General features: G+C 55.2%; 16 protein-coding genes. 7 read left to right on the forward strand and 9 right to left on the reverse strand.

The features are described 5' to 3' along the window. Nucleotides 1-22: 22 nt before the first annotated feature. The 5 genes from FHI25_RS15895 to rpsF form a co-directional block, all read right to left on the reverse strand. On the reverse strand, nucleotides 23-1,561 hold the full coding sequence (locus FHI25_RS15895; RefSeq protein WP_210519446.1) for a replicative DNA helicase: 1,539 nt from the start codon (nucleotides 1,559-1,561) through the stop codon (nucleotides 23-25). A 204-nt stretch (nucleotides 1,562-1,765) separates the two neighbouring features. Next, complete coding sequence (rplI, locus tag FHI25_RS15900) at nucleotides 1,766-2,380, reverse strand: 50S ribosomal protein L9 (RefSeq protein ID WP_197147179.1); 615 nt, start codon at nucleotides 2,378-2,380, stop codon at nucleotides 1,766-1,768. Then, nucleotides 2,380-3,318, reverse strand: coding sequence for a DUF2232 domain-containing protein (locus FHI25_RS15905; protein ID WP_210519448.1), 939 nt, complete (start codon nucleotides 3,316-3,318; stop codon nucleotides 2,380-2,382). Before FHI25_RS15905 ends, rplI begins: the two co-directional genes overlap by 1 nt. Nucleotides 3,319-3,365: 47 nt before the next feature. Continuing rightward, entirely contained in the window at nucleotides 3,366-3,599 is a 234-nt protein-coding gene (gene rpsR / locus FHI25_RS15910; RefSeq protein WP_008890543.1) for a 30S ribosomal protein S18, read from the reverse strand. A gap of 22 nt (nucleotides 3,600-3,621) precedes the next feature. Continuing rightward, the gene (rpsF, locus tag FHI25_RS15915; protein WP_008890544.1) at nucleotides 3,622-3,999 is read right to left on the reverse strand and encodes a 30S ribosomal protein S6; all 378 of its coding nucleotides are present in this window, start codon (nucleotides 3,997-3,999) and stop codon (nucleotides 3,622-3,624) included. 645 nt (nucleotides 4,000-4,644) lie between these two features. On the opposite strand from rpsF, the gene fabD reads away from it, so the two are divergent. From fabD to mltG, 5 genes are all read left to right on the forward strand, one after another. After that, nucleotides 4,645-5,586 carry an ACP S-malonyltransferase gene (gene fabD, locus FHI25_RS15920; RefSeq protein WP_210519449.1) on the forward strand — a complete coding sequence of 314 codons (942 nt, stop codon included), beginning with the start codon at nucleotides 4,645-4,647 and terminating at the stop codon, nucleotides 5,584-5,586. A gap of 42 nt (nucleotides 5,587-5,628) precedes the next feature. Further along, nucleotides 5,629-6,369 (forward strand): 3-oxoacyl-[acyl-carrier-protein] reductase, encoded by a 741-nt coding sequence (fabG, locus tag FHI25_RS15925; RefSeq protein WP_197147181.1) that lies wholly within the window; start codon nucleotides 5,629-5,631, stop codon nucleotides 6,367-6,369. A 170-nt stretch (nucleotides 6,370-6,539) separates the two neighbouring features. Beyond that, nucleotides 6,540-6,776: an acyl carrier protein gene (locus FHI25_RS15930; RefSeq protein ID WP_008890547.1), complete on the forward strand. Its 237-nt coding sequence runs from the start codon at nucleotides 6,540-6,542 to the stop codon at nucleotides 6,774-6,776. Nucleotides 6,777-6,864: 88 nt separating this feature from the next. Next, nucleotides 6,865-8,124: a beta-ketoacyl-ACP synthase II gene (fabF, locus tag FHI25_RS15935; RefSeq protein WP_008890548.1), complete on the forward strand. Its 1,260-nt coding sequence runs from the start codon at nucleotides 6,865-6,867 to the stop codon at nucleotides 8,122-8,124. 29 nt (nucleotides 8,125-8,153) lie between these two features. Continuing rightward, nucleotides 8,154-9,128: an endolytic transglycosylase MltG gene (gene mltG, locus FHI25_RS15940; RefSeq protein ID WP_210519451.1), complete on the forward strand. Its 975-nt coding sequence runs from the start codon at nucleotides 8,154-8,156 to the stop codon at nucleotides 9,126-9,128. A gap of 64 nt (nucleotides 9,129-9,192) precedes the next feature. On the opposite strand, the gene FHI25_RS15945 is transcribed toward mltG, so the two are convergent. Continuing rightward, nucleotides 9,193-9,984 (reverse strand): SDR family NAD(P)-dependent oxidoreductase, encoded by a 792-nt coding sequence (locus FHI25_RS15945; RefSeq protein WP_210519453.1) that lies wholly within the window; start codon nucleotides 9,982-9,984, stop codon nucleotides 9,193-9,195. Between the two features lie 192 nt (nucleotides 9,985-10,176). Here FHI25_RS15945 and FHI25_RS15950 point away from each other — a divergent pair, with 192 nt between their 5' ends. Further along, nucleotides 10,177-11,061: a YicC/YloC family endoribonuclease gene (locus FHI25_RS15950; RefSeq protein ID WP_210519455.1), complete on the forward strand. Its 885-nt coding sequence runs from the start codon at nucleotides 10,177-10,179 to the stop codon at nucleotides 11,059-11,061. Nucleotides 11,062-11,081: 20 nt separating this feature from the next. Continuing rightward, nucleotides 11,082-11,714 carry a guanylate kinase gene (gmk, locus tag FHI25_RS15955; RefSeq protein ID WP_063088361.1) on the forward strand — a complete coding sequence of 211 codons (633 nt, stop codon included), beginning with the start codon at nucleotides 11,082-11,084 and terminating at the stop codon, nucleotides 11,712-11,714. A 23-nt stretch (nucleotides 11,715-11,737) separates the two neighbouring features. Here gmk and rsmA read toward each other — a convergent pair whose 3' ends face one another. From rsmA to FHI25_RS15970, 3 genes are read right to left on the reverse strand one after another with little or no spacing between them, the layout of a single operon-like run. Beyond that, nucleotides 11,738-12,607 carry a 16S rRNA (adenine(1518)-N(6)/adenine(1519)-N(6))-dimethyltransferase RsmA gene (rsmA, locus tag FHI25_RS15960; protein ID WP_210519457.1) on the reverse strand — a complete coding sequence of 290 codons (870 nt, stop codon included), beginning with the start codon at nucleotides 12,605-12,607 and terminating at the stop codon, nucleotides 11,738-11,740. A gap of 5 nt (nucleotides 12,608-12,612) precedes the next feature. Next, nucleotides 12,613-13,629 (reverse strand): 4-hydroxythreonine-4-phosphate dehydrogenase PdxA, encoded by a 1,017-nt coding sequence (gene pdxA, locus FHI25_RS15965; protein ID WP_210519459.1) that lies wholly within the window; start codon nucleotides 13,627-13,629, stop codon nucleotides 12,613-12,615. A gap of 27 nt (nucleotides 13,630-13,656) precedes the next feature. Continuing rightward, nucleotides 13,657-14,937, reverse strand: coding sequence for a peptidylprolyl isomerase (locus FHI25_RS15970; protein ID WP_210519460.1), 1,281 nt, complete (start codon nucleotides 14,935-14,937; stop codon nucleotides 13,657-13,659). Between the last annotated feature and the right edge of the window lies 1 nt (nucleotide 14,938).

The following is a 14,938-nucleotide window of genomic DNA, read 5'->3' on the forward strand; positions in this document are numbered from 1 at the left end:
GGATGGGTGGTTGCCCTATCCTCTATTCATATTCTTCTTCTGTGTGATCAAGATCACCAAACTTGGTGTAGTTCCCGTCAAAGAACAGGCGCACGTTGCCCACCGGGCCGTGACGCTGCTTGGCAACAATAACCTCGGCAGTGTTGTAAACGTGGTTCAGACGTTCCTGCCACTGCGAGTAACGTTCCCCGAACTTGTCGGTGGCTTCTTCCGGGCGCTGGGCCGGTTCGGCACGTTCGAGATAGTACTGTTCGCGATAAATGAACATCACGACGTCGGCGTCCTGCTCGATCGAGCCGGATTCACGAAGGTCGGAAAGCTGCGGGCGTTTGTCTTCGCGCTGTTCGACCGCACGTGAGAGCTGCGACAGGGCCAGTACCGGAACTTCGAGCTCCTTGGCAATCGCCTTGAGCATACGGGTAATTTCGGAAACTTCCTGCACGCGGCCATCGCCGCGGAAGTTGGTCGGCGGTGCCAGAAGCTGCAGGTAATCGACGACGATCATCGCAAGACCGTGCTGACGTTTCAGGCGGCGGCAACGTGTGCGAAGTGTCGATACCGGAAGGGCCGGCGTATCATCGATATAAAGCGGAACGGTATTGAGTTCCTGGGTTGCCAGCAACAGACGTTCGAAATCCTGTTCGTTCAGATCACCACGGCGCATGTTATCGCCTGAAACCTCGGCCGCCTGCGACAAAAGGCGCCCGGCAAGCTGTTCGGCCGCCATCTCAAGCGAGAATACGGCAATCGCACCGGTTCGGGTTTCATCGCGGGTGTCTTCGCCCGCCGCGCGGTTCTGATGCGATGCGATGGCGGCGTTAAACGCGATGTTCATCGCAAGGGCGGTTTTACCCATCGACGGACGACCGGCAAGGATCAGCAAGTCAGACGGGTGCAAACCACCCAGTTTGCGGTCGATATCGCGCAAGCCCGTGGTCACACCAACAACGCGCCCGGCGTTTTTATAGGCGTGATCGATATTTTCATAGGCCTTGGCAAGGGCGGGGCCAAAGGCGACAAAGCCCGATTCCGCAGAACCGGCTGTTGCCAGCGAGAACAGTTTCTGTTCGGCTCTTTCGATCTGGTTGGTGGCGTCGGTATCAAGTTCGTACTGATAGGCTTCGTTGACGACTTCCTCGCCAAGTTCGATCAGTTCGCGCCGCAGATACAGGTCATAGACCAGCTTGCCATAGTCGCTGGCATTGATCACCGAAACCAGATTGTTTGACAGTTCGGCCAGATATTGCGCACCACCGATTTCGGCAAGATGTTCATCCTGCTTGAAATAGGCTTTGAGCGTGACCGGGTTGGCCAATTGGCCGCGTTCGATCAGCTTGCCGCAGGCCTCAAAGATGCGGCCGTGACGCCCATCGGCGAAATGTTCCGGGCGCAGAACATCAGACACGCGCTCGTAGGCTGCGTTGTTATTGAGGATCGCGCCAAGAAGGGCAGCCTCCGCTTCAAAATTGTGCGGCGCCATGCGATCGAGCACCATTTCGGTGTCGGCACCATGGTCCGGTTCAAGCGGGGCAAAAAGGGCATCTAAATTGGGATCTGTCATGGGCCGAAAAGGTAGCAGGCATCAGCAAGACCGCAAAGAGCTAATCGGTATAACTCATAGCCGGTATTCCGCCAGCGCAGAGGTCGCGAATGCCGCAGGCTCCTGAAATGCTTTGAAAAAATTGACGGGCTTTGGCGTTAGGGCAAAAGAAAACGGCACATCCCTGCGGATGTGCCGTTTTCAAATCGTTCGAAGAACCTGCGATTAAGCGTTGGTTTCTTCTTCGTCAGCTTCGATTGCTTCTGCAAGGTCAGCCGGGACTTCTTCTTCGAAGAGTTCTTCAGCGGCTTCGAGGGCTTCCTCTTCTTCCGCTTCCATTTCTTCGATGGTGCCAAGAACAGCAGCACCCTTACGGAGCTGTTCAGCGGCATCTTCTTCGGAACGTGCAACGTTGGCAGTTACCTCAATGATAACTTCCGGGTGCAGGTTGATACGGACCTGATGCAGACCAAGGGTCTTGATCGGCTGATCAAGAACGACCTGGGTACGGGCAACAGTGAAGCCTGCTTCGGTTACTGCGTTTGCGATATCGCGGGCAGTGACCGAACCATAAAGCTGGCCAACGTCGGATGCCTGACGAACGACGGTGACTGCGAGTTCACCCATCTTCTCGGAAACAGCTTCTGCTTCCTTACGGCGTTCCAGGTTGTCAGCTTCAAGCTGTGCTTTCTGTGCTTCGAACACAGAGATGTTTGCTTTGGTTGCACGAAGGGCCATGCCCTGCGGCAGCAAGCGGTTGCGGGCGTGGCCCGGCTTGACAGTGACTACGTCACCCATCTGACCGAGTTTTTCTACCCGCTGGAGCAGAATAACTTCCATCACCGATCCTCCTCATTGCTACGGGTCATCGGTTCTTTCCCCCGCAGCCTGATTAAATGCTCAACAATTCCAAGTCCGGTGATCGCGATAAACGACCAGGTGGACAGAACCGCGACGATGTAAAACACCGTCAGAATTACACGTTTTTGCGGCCATCGGGCTGCCTGCCCATGCACCAGCGCCAATCCCTGAAACAGGAACGGCACTGCCAGTACCACCGCGACGTTGCGCGCCACATAAGCCAGCGAACCATCGGCAAAGCCGACCGTAAACCCGGCCAGGGCAAACACAAACAGTGACCAGCCAGGCAAGGCAAAGGTTGCCATACTTGGTGTCGGACGCAGGTTTTTGCCTGCACGCACCAAAATTGCCTGTGCGATTGCGGCATTGGCGAACAGCATCAATAGCCAGCTCACCGCTGCAATCGCCGGGAAGTAAGTCTGGAACATACCAATCAGACCCTGAACATCGGATGTCATAGGGACACCCATTTCCGAGTACATTTGGCTCAGGAACTTCGCGATGAAGTCCTGAATGTCCAAACCTTCCGCCGTCAGTGTTCCGGTAACGAAGATCATTACCGTCGCGACCATGACGGCCATGGCACTTACGACAATTCCGGAAGGCAGAAAGGCAAGATTGCCATTTTGATCTTTCCGGACGACCAGCGCCATGCGGGTCAACAACATCGCCGGTCCGGCAAACACGACCATAAAGACCGTGAAAGGCAGTAATCCCCCCATAAGAATGAGGGCAATACATGCGGCAAATGCCGCAACCAGCAGGCGTTTGGGCCCTTGCCACAATCCCGTAAGGAAAAGCGGCAGATGCCCGAAGTATGAAAGCAAAAGAGCAAACGGATTTCCTGATAGAACCAGCAGGAACAGAACGGCACTGCCAAGTCCGGTCCCAATCGCTATGAGGGTGTCACGTTGCATCATTTACTCCCGGCCCGAGACCTCAAAAGGGTCTCTTGCCGACTGCCTCAGACCTGGTCTGCGTAGGGCAGCAGCGCCAGGAAGCGTGCACGCTTGATGGCTTTCGCCAGTTCGCGCTGCTTCTTGGCCGAAACCGCAGTGATACGGCTCGGAACGATTTTGCCGCGTTCGGAAACGAAACGCTGCAGCAGTTTGACATCTTTGTAGTCAATCTTCGGCGCATCATCACCCGAGAACGGGCAGGTTTTACGACGACGGAAAAACAGACGACGTCCAGCCATGATATTATCTCCTCGCTATCTGTTAGCCGTTCTGACGGGGACCGCCACGGCGATTACCGCCACGACCGCCGCGCTCGTCGCGGTTGCGCAGAATGGCAGACTGTTCTTCTTCGAACTCGTCAACCTTGACAGTCATCTGACGCAGAACGTCTTCGTTCAGGCGCATCTGACGCTCATATTCCGCGATCGCGTCTTTGTCAGCTTCGATCTGGAAGAGAGTATAGTGGCCTTTGCGGTTCTTTTTGACACGGTATGCCAGGGAACGCAGACCCCAATATTCGGTTTTGGCGATTTTGCCGCCGAGACCTTCGATGGTCTGGGTCAGCTTTTCGTTCAGACTTTCAACCTGTGCGGTCGAGAAGTCCTGACGTGCGATAAACACGCTTTCGTATTTGCTCATAATACTCCTATTACTCCTTTTGGCTTATCTCTTCCTGCATGACCTCGTGCCATGCAGGCATAGCCGGACAATCCCGGCAAGGAGCCGTGAGACGGCGGAATATACACTTTTCGCCCATGAGTGCAACGCCAAATGCAGCTTTTTGCCGATTACGGGATAGCGCGATGGCTTTGACAGTATCGGCAGAAACCTGCGTGTTTCTGACATCGATCTGTCATGGGCTGAGCATTGCGGTATCGGGATAACCGACATGCACGCGATTGTGAAGGCGGCGTTTGTCCCTGTATTCAATGCATCTTCGGACTTAAAGCGACAGCAGGCCTTGGTTTTCCATGCGGCTTCGGCGGTGGAACTTGTGGATGCGGGGGCGCCGGGTATTGTGCGCTGCGCAACAGCCAGTCCTTCGTAAATGATGCAAAATATGCCATAAACGCGCAAATTCGGGTGTCAAACCCGAAAGTCACACTATTGTTATAGTGTGATCGCGACGTGCAGTTTTAGGGTGTAAAAAAATCAAACCAACCGCGCCCATCAGGTTTCAGTTCTTGACAGTGCGCTTGCGCACGCTATCAAGGGTGGCTCAATTTCAAGGGGCCGGTTTTCGGCACAGTCTTCGTAGAAGCGGACAAGGGTTTATTTAATATAATGACACGCGCACTCGTTTTCCCCGGACAGGGGTCGCAAGCGGTAGGTATGGGCAAGGAACTGGCAGACGCATTCCCGGTTGCCCGCGAAGTTTTCCAGGAAATTGATGATGCGCTTTCGCAAAAGCTGAGCGCCCTGATGTTCGAAGGTCCGGAAAACGAGCTGACCCTGACCGAAAACGCGCAGCCGGCTTTGATGGCGGTCAGCCTTGCTGTCACCCGTGTTCTGGAAAAAGAAGGCGGCTTTACCCTGACCGATAAGTGCGATCTTGTTGCCGGTCATTCCCTTGGCGAATATTCCGCCCTTGCAGCAGCAGGCACCTTTGCCATTTCCGATGCCGCGCGCCTTTTGAAAATCCGTGGTCAGGCGATGCAGGCCGCCGTTCCGGTCGGTGTTGGTGCGATGGCAGCCCTTCTTGGTCTTGATTATGTCGACGCGGTTGCGGTTGCCGAAGAAGCAGCACAAGGTGAAGTTTGCACCGCCGCCAATGACAATGCCAGCGGGCAGGTCGTAGTTTCCGGTCACAAAGCGGCTGTGGAACGCGCGATTGAGATCGCCAAGGAAAAGGGTGCCAAACGCGCCGTGTTGTTGCCGGTATCGGCACCGTTCCATTGTGCCCTGATGCAGCCGGCAGCCGATCGCATGGCAGAGGCGCTTGGCGCTGTGACCATGAATGCACCGGGCAAGCCGGTCGTTGCCAACGTGACCGCAGAAAAAACTGACGATCCGGAAACCATTCGTAAACTCCTTGTAGAGCAGGTTTGCGGCACCGTGCGCTGGCGTGAGTCGGTTCTTTATATGAAAGAGCAGGGCATCACCGATCTGGTAGAGATCGGCGCAGGCAAAGTTTTGACCGGCATGGTACGTCGTATTGACCGCGATCTGAGCGGCACGGCTGTGAATGGTCCGGCAGATATCGAAGCATTCCTCGGCGCTCTGTAAGAGTGTCCGGAACACGAACGAACCCAAAGGGAACGAAAATTTATGTTTGATCTTGCAGGGAAAACAGCACTCGTAACCGGTGCGACCGGCGGTATCGGTGGCGAAATCGCCAAGGTTCTGGCGGGCGCCGGTGCGAAGGTTGCTCTGTCGGGGACCCGTCAGGAACGCCTCGAAGCGGTTGCTGCCGAAATCGGTGGCAACGCGGTTGTTGTTCCGGCCAACCTTTCGGATAAAGAATCGGTCGATGGCCTGATCAAAAATGCCGAGGAGGCCCTTGGTGGTCAGCTTGATATTCTGGTCAACAATGCCGGGATTACCCGTGATCAGCTTGCCATGCGTCTTAAGGACGAAGACTGGCAGGCGGTTCTTGATGTGAACCTGACCTCTGCCTTCAAGCTTGCGCGCAATTCGCTGCGCGGCATGATGAAGCGCCGTCACGGCCGTATTATCAACATCACCTCGATCGTTGGTGTGACCGGTAACCCGGGCCAGACCAACTATGCCGCTGCCAAGGCCGGGATGATCGGTTGGTCAAAATCGCTGGCACAAGAGGTTGCGGCGCGCGGAATTACGGTTAACTGTGTGGCACCGGGCTTTATTACCACGGCCATGACCGAAGAACTCGGAGATGCCCAGAAAGAAAAGCTTTTGGGCGGTATTCCGGCAGGTCGCATGGGCGACAGCAAAGAGATCGCAGCAGCGGTTCTGTATCTTGCAAGTGACGAAGCAGCTTATGTCACAGGACAGACCTTGCATGTGAATGGCGGAATGGCGATGATTTAACCCGTTGCGGGTTGCCTTCTTTTCTGTTTAAAAGAGGCCGCTATACCAAATATTGAAACTGGCGATTGTTCGTTGCCGGTTTCCGGTTCCCGGGAACTCCTTCAATAGGGGGACACAACGGGTACCACGTGTAAACTAACTGACAGAAAACCTATTGAAGGATTTGAGCTATGAGTGATGTCGCAGATCGCGTGAAGAAGATCGTTGTCGAGCACCTCGGTGTTGAAGAAGACAAGGTCACTGAAAACGCAAGCTTCATCGACGATCTGGGCGCAGACAGCCTGGACACCGTTGAGCTGGTTATGGCGTTTGAAGAAGAATTCGGTTGTGAAATTCCGGATGACGCGGCTGAAAAAATTCTGACCGTTAAAGACGCGATCGACTTCATCGAAAAGGCGGACAGCTAAGTTTGCTGTTAGACATGGGCGCCTAGAGGGCATCCTCAGGCGCCCTTTTCGTCTTTGCTGGATTCATAGAATAAAGGCGTAATGCGGGATGAGACGCGTAGTTGTTACCGGTATTGGTGCTGTTACTCCGCTTGCTAGCGGGGCACAGAATACTTGGCAGAAACTGCTGAACAGCCAATCCGGGATCAAAAGCATCGATACGTTTGACGTGTCGGATATCCCTGCCAAAATCGCAGGCCTCGTGCCGCGCGGTGAGGGTGACGGACTTTTCAACGCTGAAGATCATGTCTCGATCAAAGACATGAAGAAAATGGACGATTTCATCGTCTATGGGATTGCTGCAGCTGATCAGGCGATTGCGGATTCTGGCTGGAAGCCGGAAACCGACGAAGATCAGGAAGCAACCGGCGTTTTGATCGGTTCGGGGATCGGTGGGTTGCCCAAGATTTCCGAGGCAACTGATCTGGTCAATAACGGCAAGACCCGTCGTGTCAGTCCGTTCTTCATTCCGTCTTGTCTGATTAACCTGGTTTCAGGTCAGGTTTCGATCAAACACGGTCTTAAAGGTCCGAACCATGCGGTGGTTACCGCCTGTTCGACCGGTGCACACGCCGTTGGCGACGCATCGCGCATGATTATGCTTGGCGATGCCGATGTCATGGTTGCGGGTGGTGCCGAAGCTGCTGTTTGCCGTCTTGGCATGGCGGGCTTTGCTGCTGCGCGTGCGCTTTCGACCAGTTACAACGACACACCGACCGAAGCATCCCGTCCGTGGGATGAAGGCCGTGACGGTTTCGTCATGGGCGAAGGTGCGGGCTGTGTCGTTCTTGAAGAATACGAACACGCCAAGGCGCGTGGAGCGCGGATTTACGCCGAAGTTGCCGGTTACGGCATGTCGGGCGATGCTTATCACATCACCGCACCGGCCGAAGACGGTAATGGCGGCTTCCGTTCGATGCGCAATGCTATCCGCAATGCGGGTCTGAACCCGGAAGATGTTGATTACGTCAACGCACACGGCACCTCGACTCCGCTGGGTGATGAAATCGAACTGGGTGCGGTCAAGCGCCTGTTCGGTGATCATGCCCAGAAAATGTCGATGTCTTCGACCAAATCGGCAACCGGTCACCTTCTGGGTGCTGCCGGTGCGATTGAAGCAGTGTTCTCGATCCTTGCGATCCACGAAGGCGTTGTTCCGCCGACGTTGAACCTGCGCAATCCGTCCGAGGCATGCAAAGGCATCGATCTGGTTCCGCTTGAAGCCAAACAGCGTAAAGTCAATGTCGCTCTGTCGAACTCGTTCGGCTTTGGCGGCACCAACGCATCGCTTGTTTTCAAGGCCGTTTAAACAGCAGAGCAACCCCCGGGAGCATTCCCTTGAAGCGTTTTCTGCTTTTTATTGGCTTTCTGATCATCACCGCTGCTCTCGCCACAGGTGGGGCAGCGGTGTATGTTTATGTGCAATACACATCGCCGAGCAATTTGGCGCAGGAACGCGACATCATCATCCCCCAGGGAACCGGTGTGCGCGGTATTGCCGAGATTTTCCAACGTGAAAACATCATCACCGAACCGCTGATCTTCCTTGCCGGGGTTCGGGTCAGTCAGCTTGACCGGTCGCTGCGGGCGGGGGAATACCATTTCCCGGCCCGGGTCAGCCCGAAACAGGCTGCTGAAATTCTGGCCTTTGGGGATACGGTCAAACGGTTTGTCACCATCCCCGAAGGTCTTCGTTCGGGCGAAATCGTCGATCGGATCAATCTGGTTGACGGATTAAGCGGCGAGATCGCCGATATTCCGGCCGATGGCACCTTGTTGCCGGAAACCTATCAGTTCTCGTTTGGCGATACGAAGCAAAGCATCATTGATCGCATGCGCGCGGCCCACGATGAAATGGTCAAACAGCTTTGGCCGGGCCGTCAGGAAGGATTGCCGTTCGACACCATTGAAGAAGCCGTCATTCTGGCCTCCATCGTCGAGCGGGAAACCGGTGTTGCTGGCGAACGGGCACGGGTTGCGGGCGTGTTTATCAATCGCCTGCGACGCGATATGCGTCTGCAGTCTGATCCGACAGTTGCCTATGCGCTTAGCCCGGACAAGCGTCTTGAACGTCCTTTGACGCGCAAGGACTGGCGTTTTGAGAGCCCCTATAACACTTATGTCACCAGCGGCCTGCCGCCGGGGCCAATCACCAATCCGGGGCGCGATGCGTTCTATGCCGTCCTGCATCCGGCCACGACCGAAGATCTGTACTTCGTTGCAGACGGGACGGGCGGACATGCCTTTGCCCGCACCCTTGATGAGCATAATCGCAACGTTGCCAAGTGGCGTCGCATCCGCGACGGGCAGTGATCACGCCAAAGAGTTCGAACCAAATGATAAAGGCGGCATCGGATTGATGCCGCCTTTTTGCTTCCTAGTGTTCGCTGTGGCTGTCGGGCGATGATGTTTTCTTCGGGATCCGGGATGCCGCAAGATCCATCAACCATTGCGGTGTCATCTTAAGCATTCCGATAATCAGGTTCATTTGCCAGGGGAAGGCGATCATGCCCTTGTTGCGTTCAAGGCCCCGCACGATCTTCTTTGCGGCCTTGTCGGCCTGCATGAAGAAGGGCATCGGGAAATCATTGGCATCAGTGATGCGGCTTTTAACAAAGCCCGGGCAGATGACATTGACCTTCACGCCATCGGGCGCCAATGCACCACGCAATCCTTCGCCGTAAACCCGGACAGCCGCCTTGCTGGCGCAATAGGCCGGGGCAGAGGGCATTCCGCGCCACGATGCCTGGGAGGCGACCAGTGCGACCTGACCGCGTCTGCGCGCACGCATGACCTTGATCGCCGGATCAATCGTGTTCAGGACACCGGCGACATTGGTGGCAAAGATATCGCGAACCTGTTCGGGGCTTTCGCCAAGACCACCGGTGCCGGCCGAAATGCCGGCATTGGCAATAACGAGGCTGAGCGGCGCAATTTCATCGCAATGGGTGACATAGGCGTCCATTGTTTCGCGCGACGTCACATCGAGAACATCGGAATAAACATTGGCCCCGGCGGCGCGGCAATCATTTTCCACCAGTTGCAAGCGTGTTTGATTGCGACCGCTGATAAAAAGGGTCACGCCGGTACGTGCGAAATGGCGGGCAAGGGCAGCACCAATACCCGAACTGGCACCGGTGATCAGAATGGCATCGTACTGAAAGGACATTGTTGCTCGTACTGGGTTTTGAAATAAGGAAATTGATTTTTGCGGAACATGCTGCAGCAATAGGGCAGCATTATGAAATGCGGCTTATGCTTACCATATTGTCGTTATCGCGTGATGATCGGTGTTCACCCTTGGCGGGACACTGGCCAATGGTTATAAACGCCCAAACACAAAAGCAAACTGGATGAAAAGATGACCGTTTCAAGCATGACCGGATTTGCGCGCGTTGATGGCGCGGCCGATGGTTTCGGCTGGACCTGGGAACTGCGCAGCGTCAATGGCAAGGGGCTTGATGTTCGCCTGCGTCTGAATGGCGGGTTTGAGCGTCTTGAAGCCAAGGTGCGTGATGCGGTTTCCAAGCGGTTCAAGCGCGGCAATATGGGCGTGACCCTGAATGTTACGCGTTCCGGCGATAACAATGCTTATTCGGTGAACCGTGAACTGCTTTCCGAACTGGTCCAGATCGCCGAGGAGTTTGATAATACCAGCAGCCTGTCGGCAGGCACGATTGCAGATCTGATGAATGTGCGCGGTGTGCTTGAAGCCTATGAGCCACAGGAAGACGAAGCAACACGGGACGCCAATGATGCCGCCGTGCTGGTAAGCCTGAATGAAGCCATCGATCAGATGGCCGCCCACCGGGCAGAAGAGGGCGAAAAACTTGATGTGATGCTGCGCGGCCATGTCGATAACATCGAGGCAACTGTTACACGTGCTGAAAACTGCGAATCAGCGCGTGCCGACGCTATCAAGGATCGTCTGAAACGTCAGGTCGAAGAATTGATGGATGCGGGCAAGTTCGACCCCGAACGCCTGCATCAGGAAGCGGCGATTTTGGCAACCAAGGCCGACATCCGCGAGGAGATTGATCGTCTCAAAGCCCATATCAGCGCAGCGCGCGATATGTTGACCAAGGGGGGATCGATCGGGCGCAAGCTTGACTTCCTGTGCCAGGAGTTCAATCGCGAAGCCAATACCTTGTGCTCAAAGGCGAATGATATTGAACTGACCAATTGCGGTATGGAGCTTAAAGTGATCATTGATCAGCTCCGCGAGCAGGTTCAGAACGTCGAATAAGCGGCAGGGAAGGAAACATCATGATCGATCCGCATAACCGCCGTGGCGTGATGCTGGTGTTCTGTGCGCCGTCCGGTGCCGGGAAAACGACCATCACCCGTCAGTTGCTTGAAAACGATGACAAGATCTCCTTGTCTGTGTCTGCAACAACGCGTGCGGCCCGCCCCGGTGAAGAAGAAGGTACCCACTACTTTTTCAAATCGGTTGATGAATTCAAACATATGATTGCCGATGACGAACTGCTTGAATGGGCAGAAGTGTTTGGCAACTACTATGGCACGCCGATTGGACCGGTTGAAAAGGCACTGTCGGAAGGCCGCGATGTGTTGTTTGACATCGACTGGCAGGGTGCCCGCCAACTGCGCGACAAGGGCGGCGATGACGTTGTATCGGTCTTTATCCTGCCGCCGTCATCGGGTGAGTTGGAACGCCGCCTGCGTGATCGCGGCCAGGACGCCGATGACGTGATCATGAAACGAATGGCGAAGGCCGGTGCGGAAATCAGCCATTGGGAAGAATTTGACTATGTGCTGATCAATGATGATCTGGATCGCTGCATCGCTGACGTTCAACACATTATCGGTGCTGAACGGATCAAACGCGAACGCCAGACAGGCTTGCCGGGCTTTGTCAAAAAACTTCTGACAGACTGATACCAGATAGAAAAATGGCCGCTTTACGAAGCGGCCATTTCATCATGAACCTGCGTCAGGCGGACAAAATCCGCAACACTAAGCTCCTCGGCCCGGACGGTTTCGGTAATCCCGGACTTAGCAAGCAATTCGCCCACATTGATGTTCAGGGTCTTAAGGCTTGCGCGCAGCATCTTGCGACGTTGACCAAACGCGGCCTGGGTAATTTTGGCAAGGCTATCAAGATTGATGTCTGTGCCGCGATCCGCCTTGGGGCGGAGTTGCACAACAGCAGAGGTCACCTTTGGCGGTGGGGTAAAAGCACTGCGGTGAACATCAAACAAGATATCGCAGTCACACAGATACTGACACAGGACCGATAGACGCCCATAGGCCTTGGTCTTCGGGCGGGCGACGACACGTTCGGCCACTTCCTTTTGAAACATCAGGGTCAGGCTTGCGAACTGATCAATCTGCATCAGCCAGCCCAGCAATAGCTGAGTGCCGACATTATAGGGCAGGTTGGCGACGATCTTGCGCGGTGCAGGGCCCAATGTTGTGACATCGACCTCAAGCGCATCACCATCAATAACGTGCAGCGCACCGGGGTAATGATTGCTGATCTGTTCCAGAACCGGTTGGCAGCGCGGGTCACGTTCGATCACGGTCAGGTTCTTTGCACCATTAAACAGCAACGCACGCGTCAGGCCGCCGGGCCCCGGACCGATTTCAATCACGGTGGCATCATCAAGCGGTGCGGCCGCACGGGCAATGCGCCCGGTCAGGTTCAAATCAAACAGGAAGTTCTGGCCGAATTTCTTTTGCGCTGACAGGTCATGGGTCGCAATTACCTCCCGCAGCGGCGGAAGGCCATCATTGGCAAGCTTGCCAGTATTGTCGTTGTCTTCTGACACGTCGGTCAGGCTCCTGTCGCAAGGCGTTTTGTTGCCATTTCTGCTGCCATCTTCAGGGCTGCAATCAGGCTATCAGGGCGCGCGAGGCCTTTGCCGGCAATATTAAGTGCTGTGCCATGATCGGGCGATGTTCTGATAAATGGCAACCCGAGTGTGACATTCACACCACCATGGAAGTCAAGTGTCTTGACCGGTATCAGGGCTTGATCGTGATAAGGGCAGAGTGCCACATCGTAATTGGCGCGGGCCTCTTCATGGAACATGGTATCGGCCGGCAAGGGGCCGATAACATCCACACCTTCATCACGCAGTTGTTTGATGGCCGGGGCCATGATGGTCTTTTCTTCGGCACCCATCGTGCCATCTTCGCCCGCATGCGGGTTCAGCCCGGCAATTGCAAGGCGCGGCTTGGCGATCCCGAAGGCATTTTGCAGGGACTGATGCGTGATCCGGCAACGCTCGACAATCAGCTCAGTTTTCAGCTGTGTCGGGACATCCTTGAGCGGGATATGGATGGTTAGCGGCACCACGCGCAGTTTGCTGTTGGCCAGCATCATCACCGGGATTGTGCCCGGTCCTGCGAGCTCTGCCAGAAACTCCGTATGGCCGGGATGGCGGAAGCCTGCTTCATACAATGCGCTTTTCTGGATCGGGTTGGTGACGACGGCACTTGCTTTACCCGTGGTCGCCAGTTCGACGGCCTTTGTGATGCTCTCAATCACGACGCTGGCTGTTTTAGGCGATGCTACACCTGAAACGACTTCGGTCCCGCTATCTGCGATTTCCAGAACCGGCAGGGCATCGGTAAAGATGGCGGGGGCCTCGTCGATTGTCTGGATCACGCGCACCGGAACATCAGTACCGCTTCGGGCGATTGCTTGAGTGATCATGCTGACAGGCGAGATCAGGCAAAATGGTGCAAGTTCATCCTGCGTACGACGCAGCCATGCCTTGATGGCAAGCTCGGGGCCAATGCCGCCGGGCTCGCCGATCGTCAATGCGATGGGGGCGCGTTCTGTCATCTTGCTATCGGGGTCCTGTCAGCCGGATCAGATCCGGATATCAATAAATGCCTGACGGCGCAGTTCACGAAGTTTGCGACGTGCCAGGATATCTAGACGTTCCAACCGCAGGCGGTTTTCAATGTCCTGACGGCTGGGCAGGTTGCTTTCTTCTGTAATGTTACAAATCATGACCATCAGTGCACCGCCATCAACCTGAATAATGTTGGACGGTGTTCCTTCATCAAGATTGGTGACGGCTTGGCGGATCGGGCCAGAAAGTTCGCCGGGCGAAATGCCTTCCATCTTACCGCTCAGATCAGATCCAAGGTCGACAGCGACATTCGCCATCGCATCACAGCTATTTGCCGTTTCACGGGTGTTTTGCAGGACTGCGATTTTGGCGTCAATCTGGTCTTGGGGCATGTCACCGCTAATTGGGACAAACAGTTGATAAAGGTCCAGTCTGGTGTCGGTAACAGCATCGGTGTCACCAACGCGACGGTCCAGCAGTTTAACGATGTAATATCCGCGGACGGTCTGGACCGGCGCACTTACGTCACCGGGTTGCAGCTGGTTGACTGCCTGCTGCAAGTCAGCCGACATTTCACCGGCATACAGCCAACCAAGGTCGCCTCCATTGGCAGCACTCGCACTGGCTGAGAACTGTCGAGCCAGACCTGCGAAATCGGCACCCTTGTTCAGGGCATCGCGGATTTCTTGCGCGGTTTGGTAAACGCGCGTGCTGTCCTGAGGATTATCAACAGGCAGGAAAATTTCCTGAACCCGGTTGCGCGGCTTGTTCTGGTTGCTGATGATGCGTTCAAGCGTATCGTCGATCTCGGCTTCGGAAATCTGAACTTCACCCCGCATGCTGCCAAGAACTTTTTGCCAGGCGACCTGCGGGCGGATCTGATTTTCAATCGTTCCGGATGCGATTTGCCGTTGCGACAGATACCTGTCGAGCATGCCGTCCGGAAGGCCGGCATTTTGCTCGATCATTGACTTGCCGCGCGCGATGTCTTCATCGGTGACTTCGATGCCACGACGCTCGGCTTCCTGCAGTTGCAGCTTTTCATTGATCAGTTGCTGCAAAATCTGCGGCGCCATCTCGTTGCTGCGCTGAGGCGTCATCTCGATGTTGGAGGAGACGGCAACAAGTTTGATACGTTCAACCAGATCAATGACTGAAATCGGGTCATCATTAACCACAGCCGCAACGCCAACTGGCGACTGTGCACGAACTGGTGCGACCATCATCGATAGTGTGACAGCAATCATCACAGCGCAGATTTTCAAGGACGTCGAAGTCGAAATATTGGAAATCATT

The organism is Thalassospira sp. ER-Se-21-Dark (assembly GCF_017922435.1).
GTDB lineage: Bacteria > Pseudomonadota > Alphaproteobacteria > Rhodospirillales > Thalassospiraceae > Thalassospira.

Coding starts and splice junctions, on each gene's coding strand:
- FHI25_RS15945 (WP_210519453.1), bottom strand. CDS start 9,984: ATGTCCTTTCAGTACGATGCCATTCTGATCACCGGTGCCAGTTCGGGT.
- FHI25_RS15895 (WP_210519446.1), bottom strand. CDS start 1,561: ATGACAGATCCCAATTTAGATGCCCTTTTTGCCCCGCTTGAACCGGAC.
- fabG (WP_197147181.1), top strand. CDS start 5,629: ATGTTTGATCTTGCAGGGAAAACAGCACTCGTAACCGGTGCGACCGGC.
- FHI25_RS15970 (WP_210519460.1), bottom strand. CDS start 14,937: ATGATTTCCAATATTTCGACTTCGACGTCCTTGAAAATCTGCGCTGTG.
- fabD (WP_210519449.1), top strand. CDS start 4,645: ATGACACGCGCACTCGTTTTCCCCGGACAGGGGTCGCAAGCGGTAGGT.
- rpsR (WP_008890543.1), bottom strand. CDS start 3,599: ATGGCTGGACGTCGTCTGTTTTTCCGTCGTCGTAAAACCTGCCCGTTC.
- fabF (WP_008890548.1), top strand. CDS start 6,865: ATGAGACGCGTAGTTGTTACCGGTATTGGTGCTGTTACTCCGCTTGCT.
- pdxA (WP_210519459.1), bottom strand. CDS start 13,629: ATGACAGAACGCGCCCCCATCGCATTGACGATCGGCGAGCCCGGCGGC.
- FHI25_RS15905 (WP_210519448.1), bottom strand. CDS start 3,318: ATGCAACGTGACACCCTCATAGCGATTGGGACCGGACTTGGCAGTGCC.
- rpsF (WP_008890544.1), bottom strand. CDS start 3,999: ATGAGCAAATACGAAAGCGTGTTTATCGCACGTCAGGACTTCTCGACC.
- FHI25_RS15950 (WP_210519455.1), top strand. CDS start 10,177: ATGACCGTTTCAAGCATGACCGGATTTGCGCGCGTTGATGGCGCGGCC.
- gmk (WP_063088361.1), top strand. CDS start 11,082: ATGATCGATCCGCATAACCGCCGTGGCGTGATGCTGGTGTTCTGTGCG.
- rplI (WP_197147179.1), bottom strand. CDS start 2,380: ATGGAAGTTATTCTGCTCCAGCGGGTAGAAAAACTCGGTCAGATGGGT.
- FHI25_RS15930 (WP_008890547.1), top strand. CDS start 6,540: ATGAGTGATGTCGCAGATCGCGTGAAGAAGATCGTTGTCGAGCACCTC.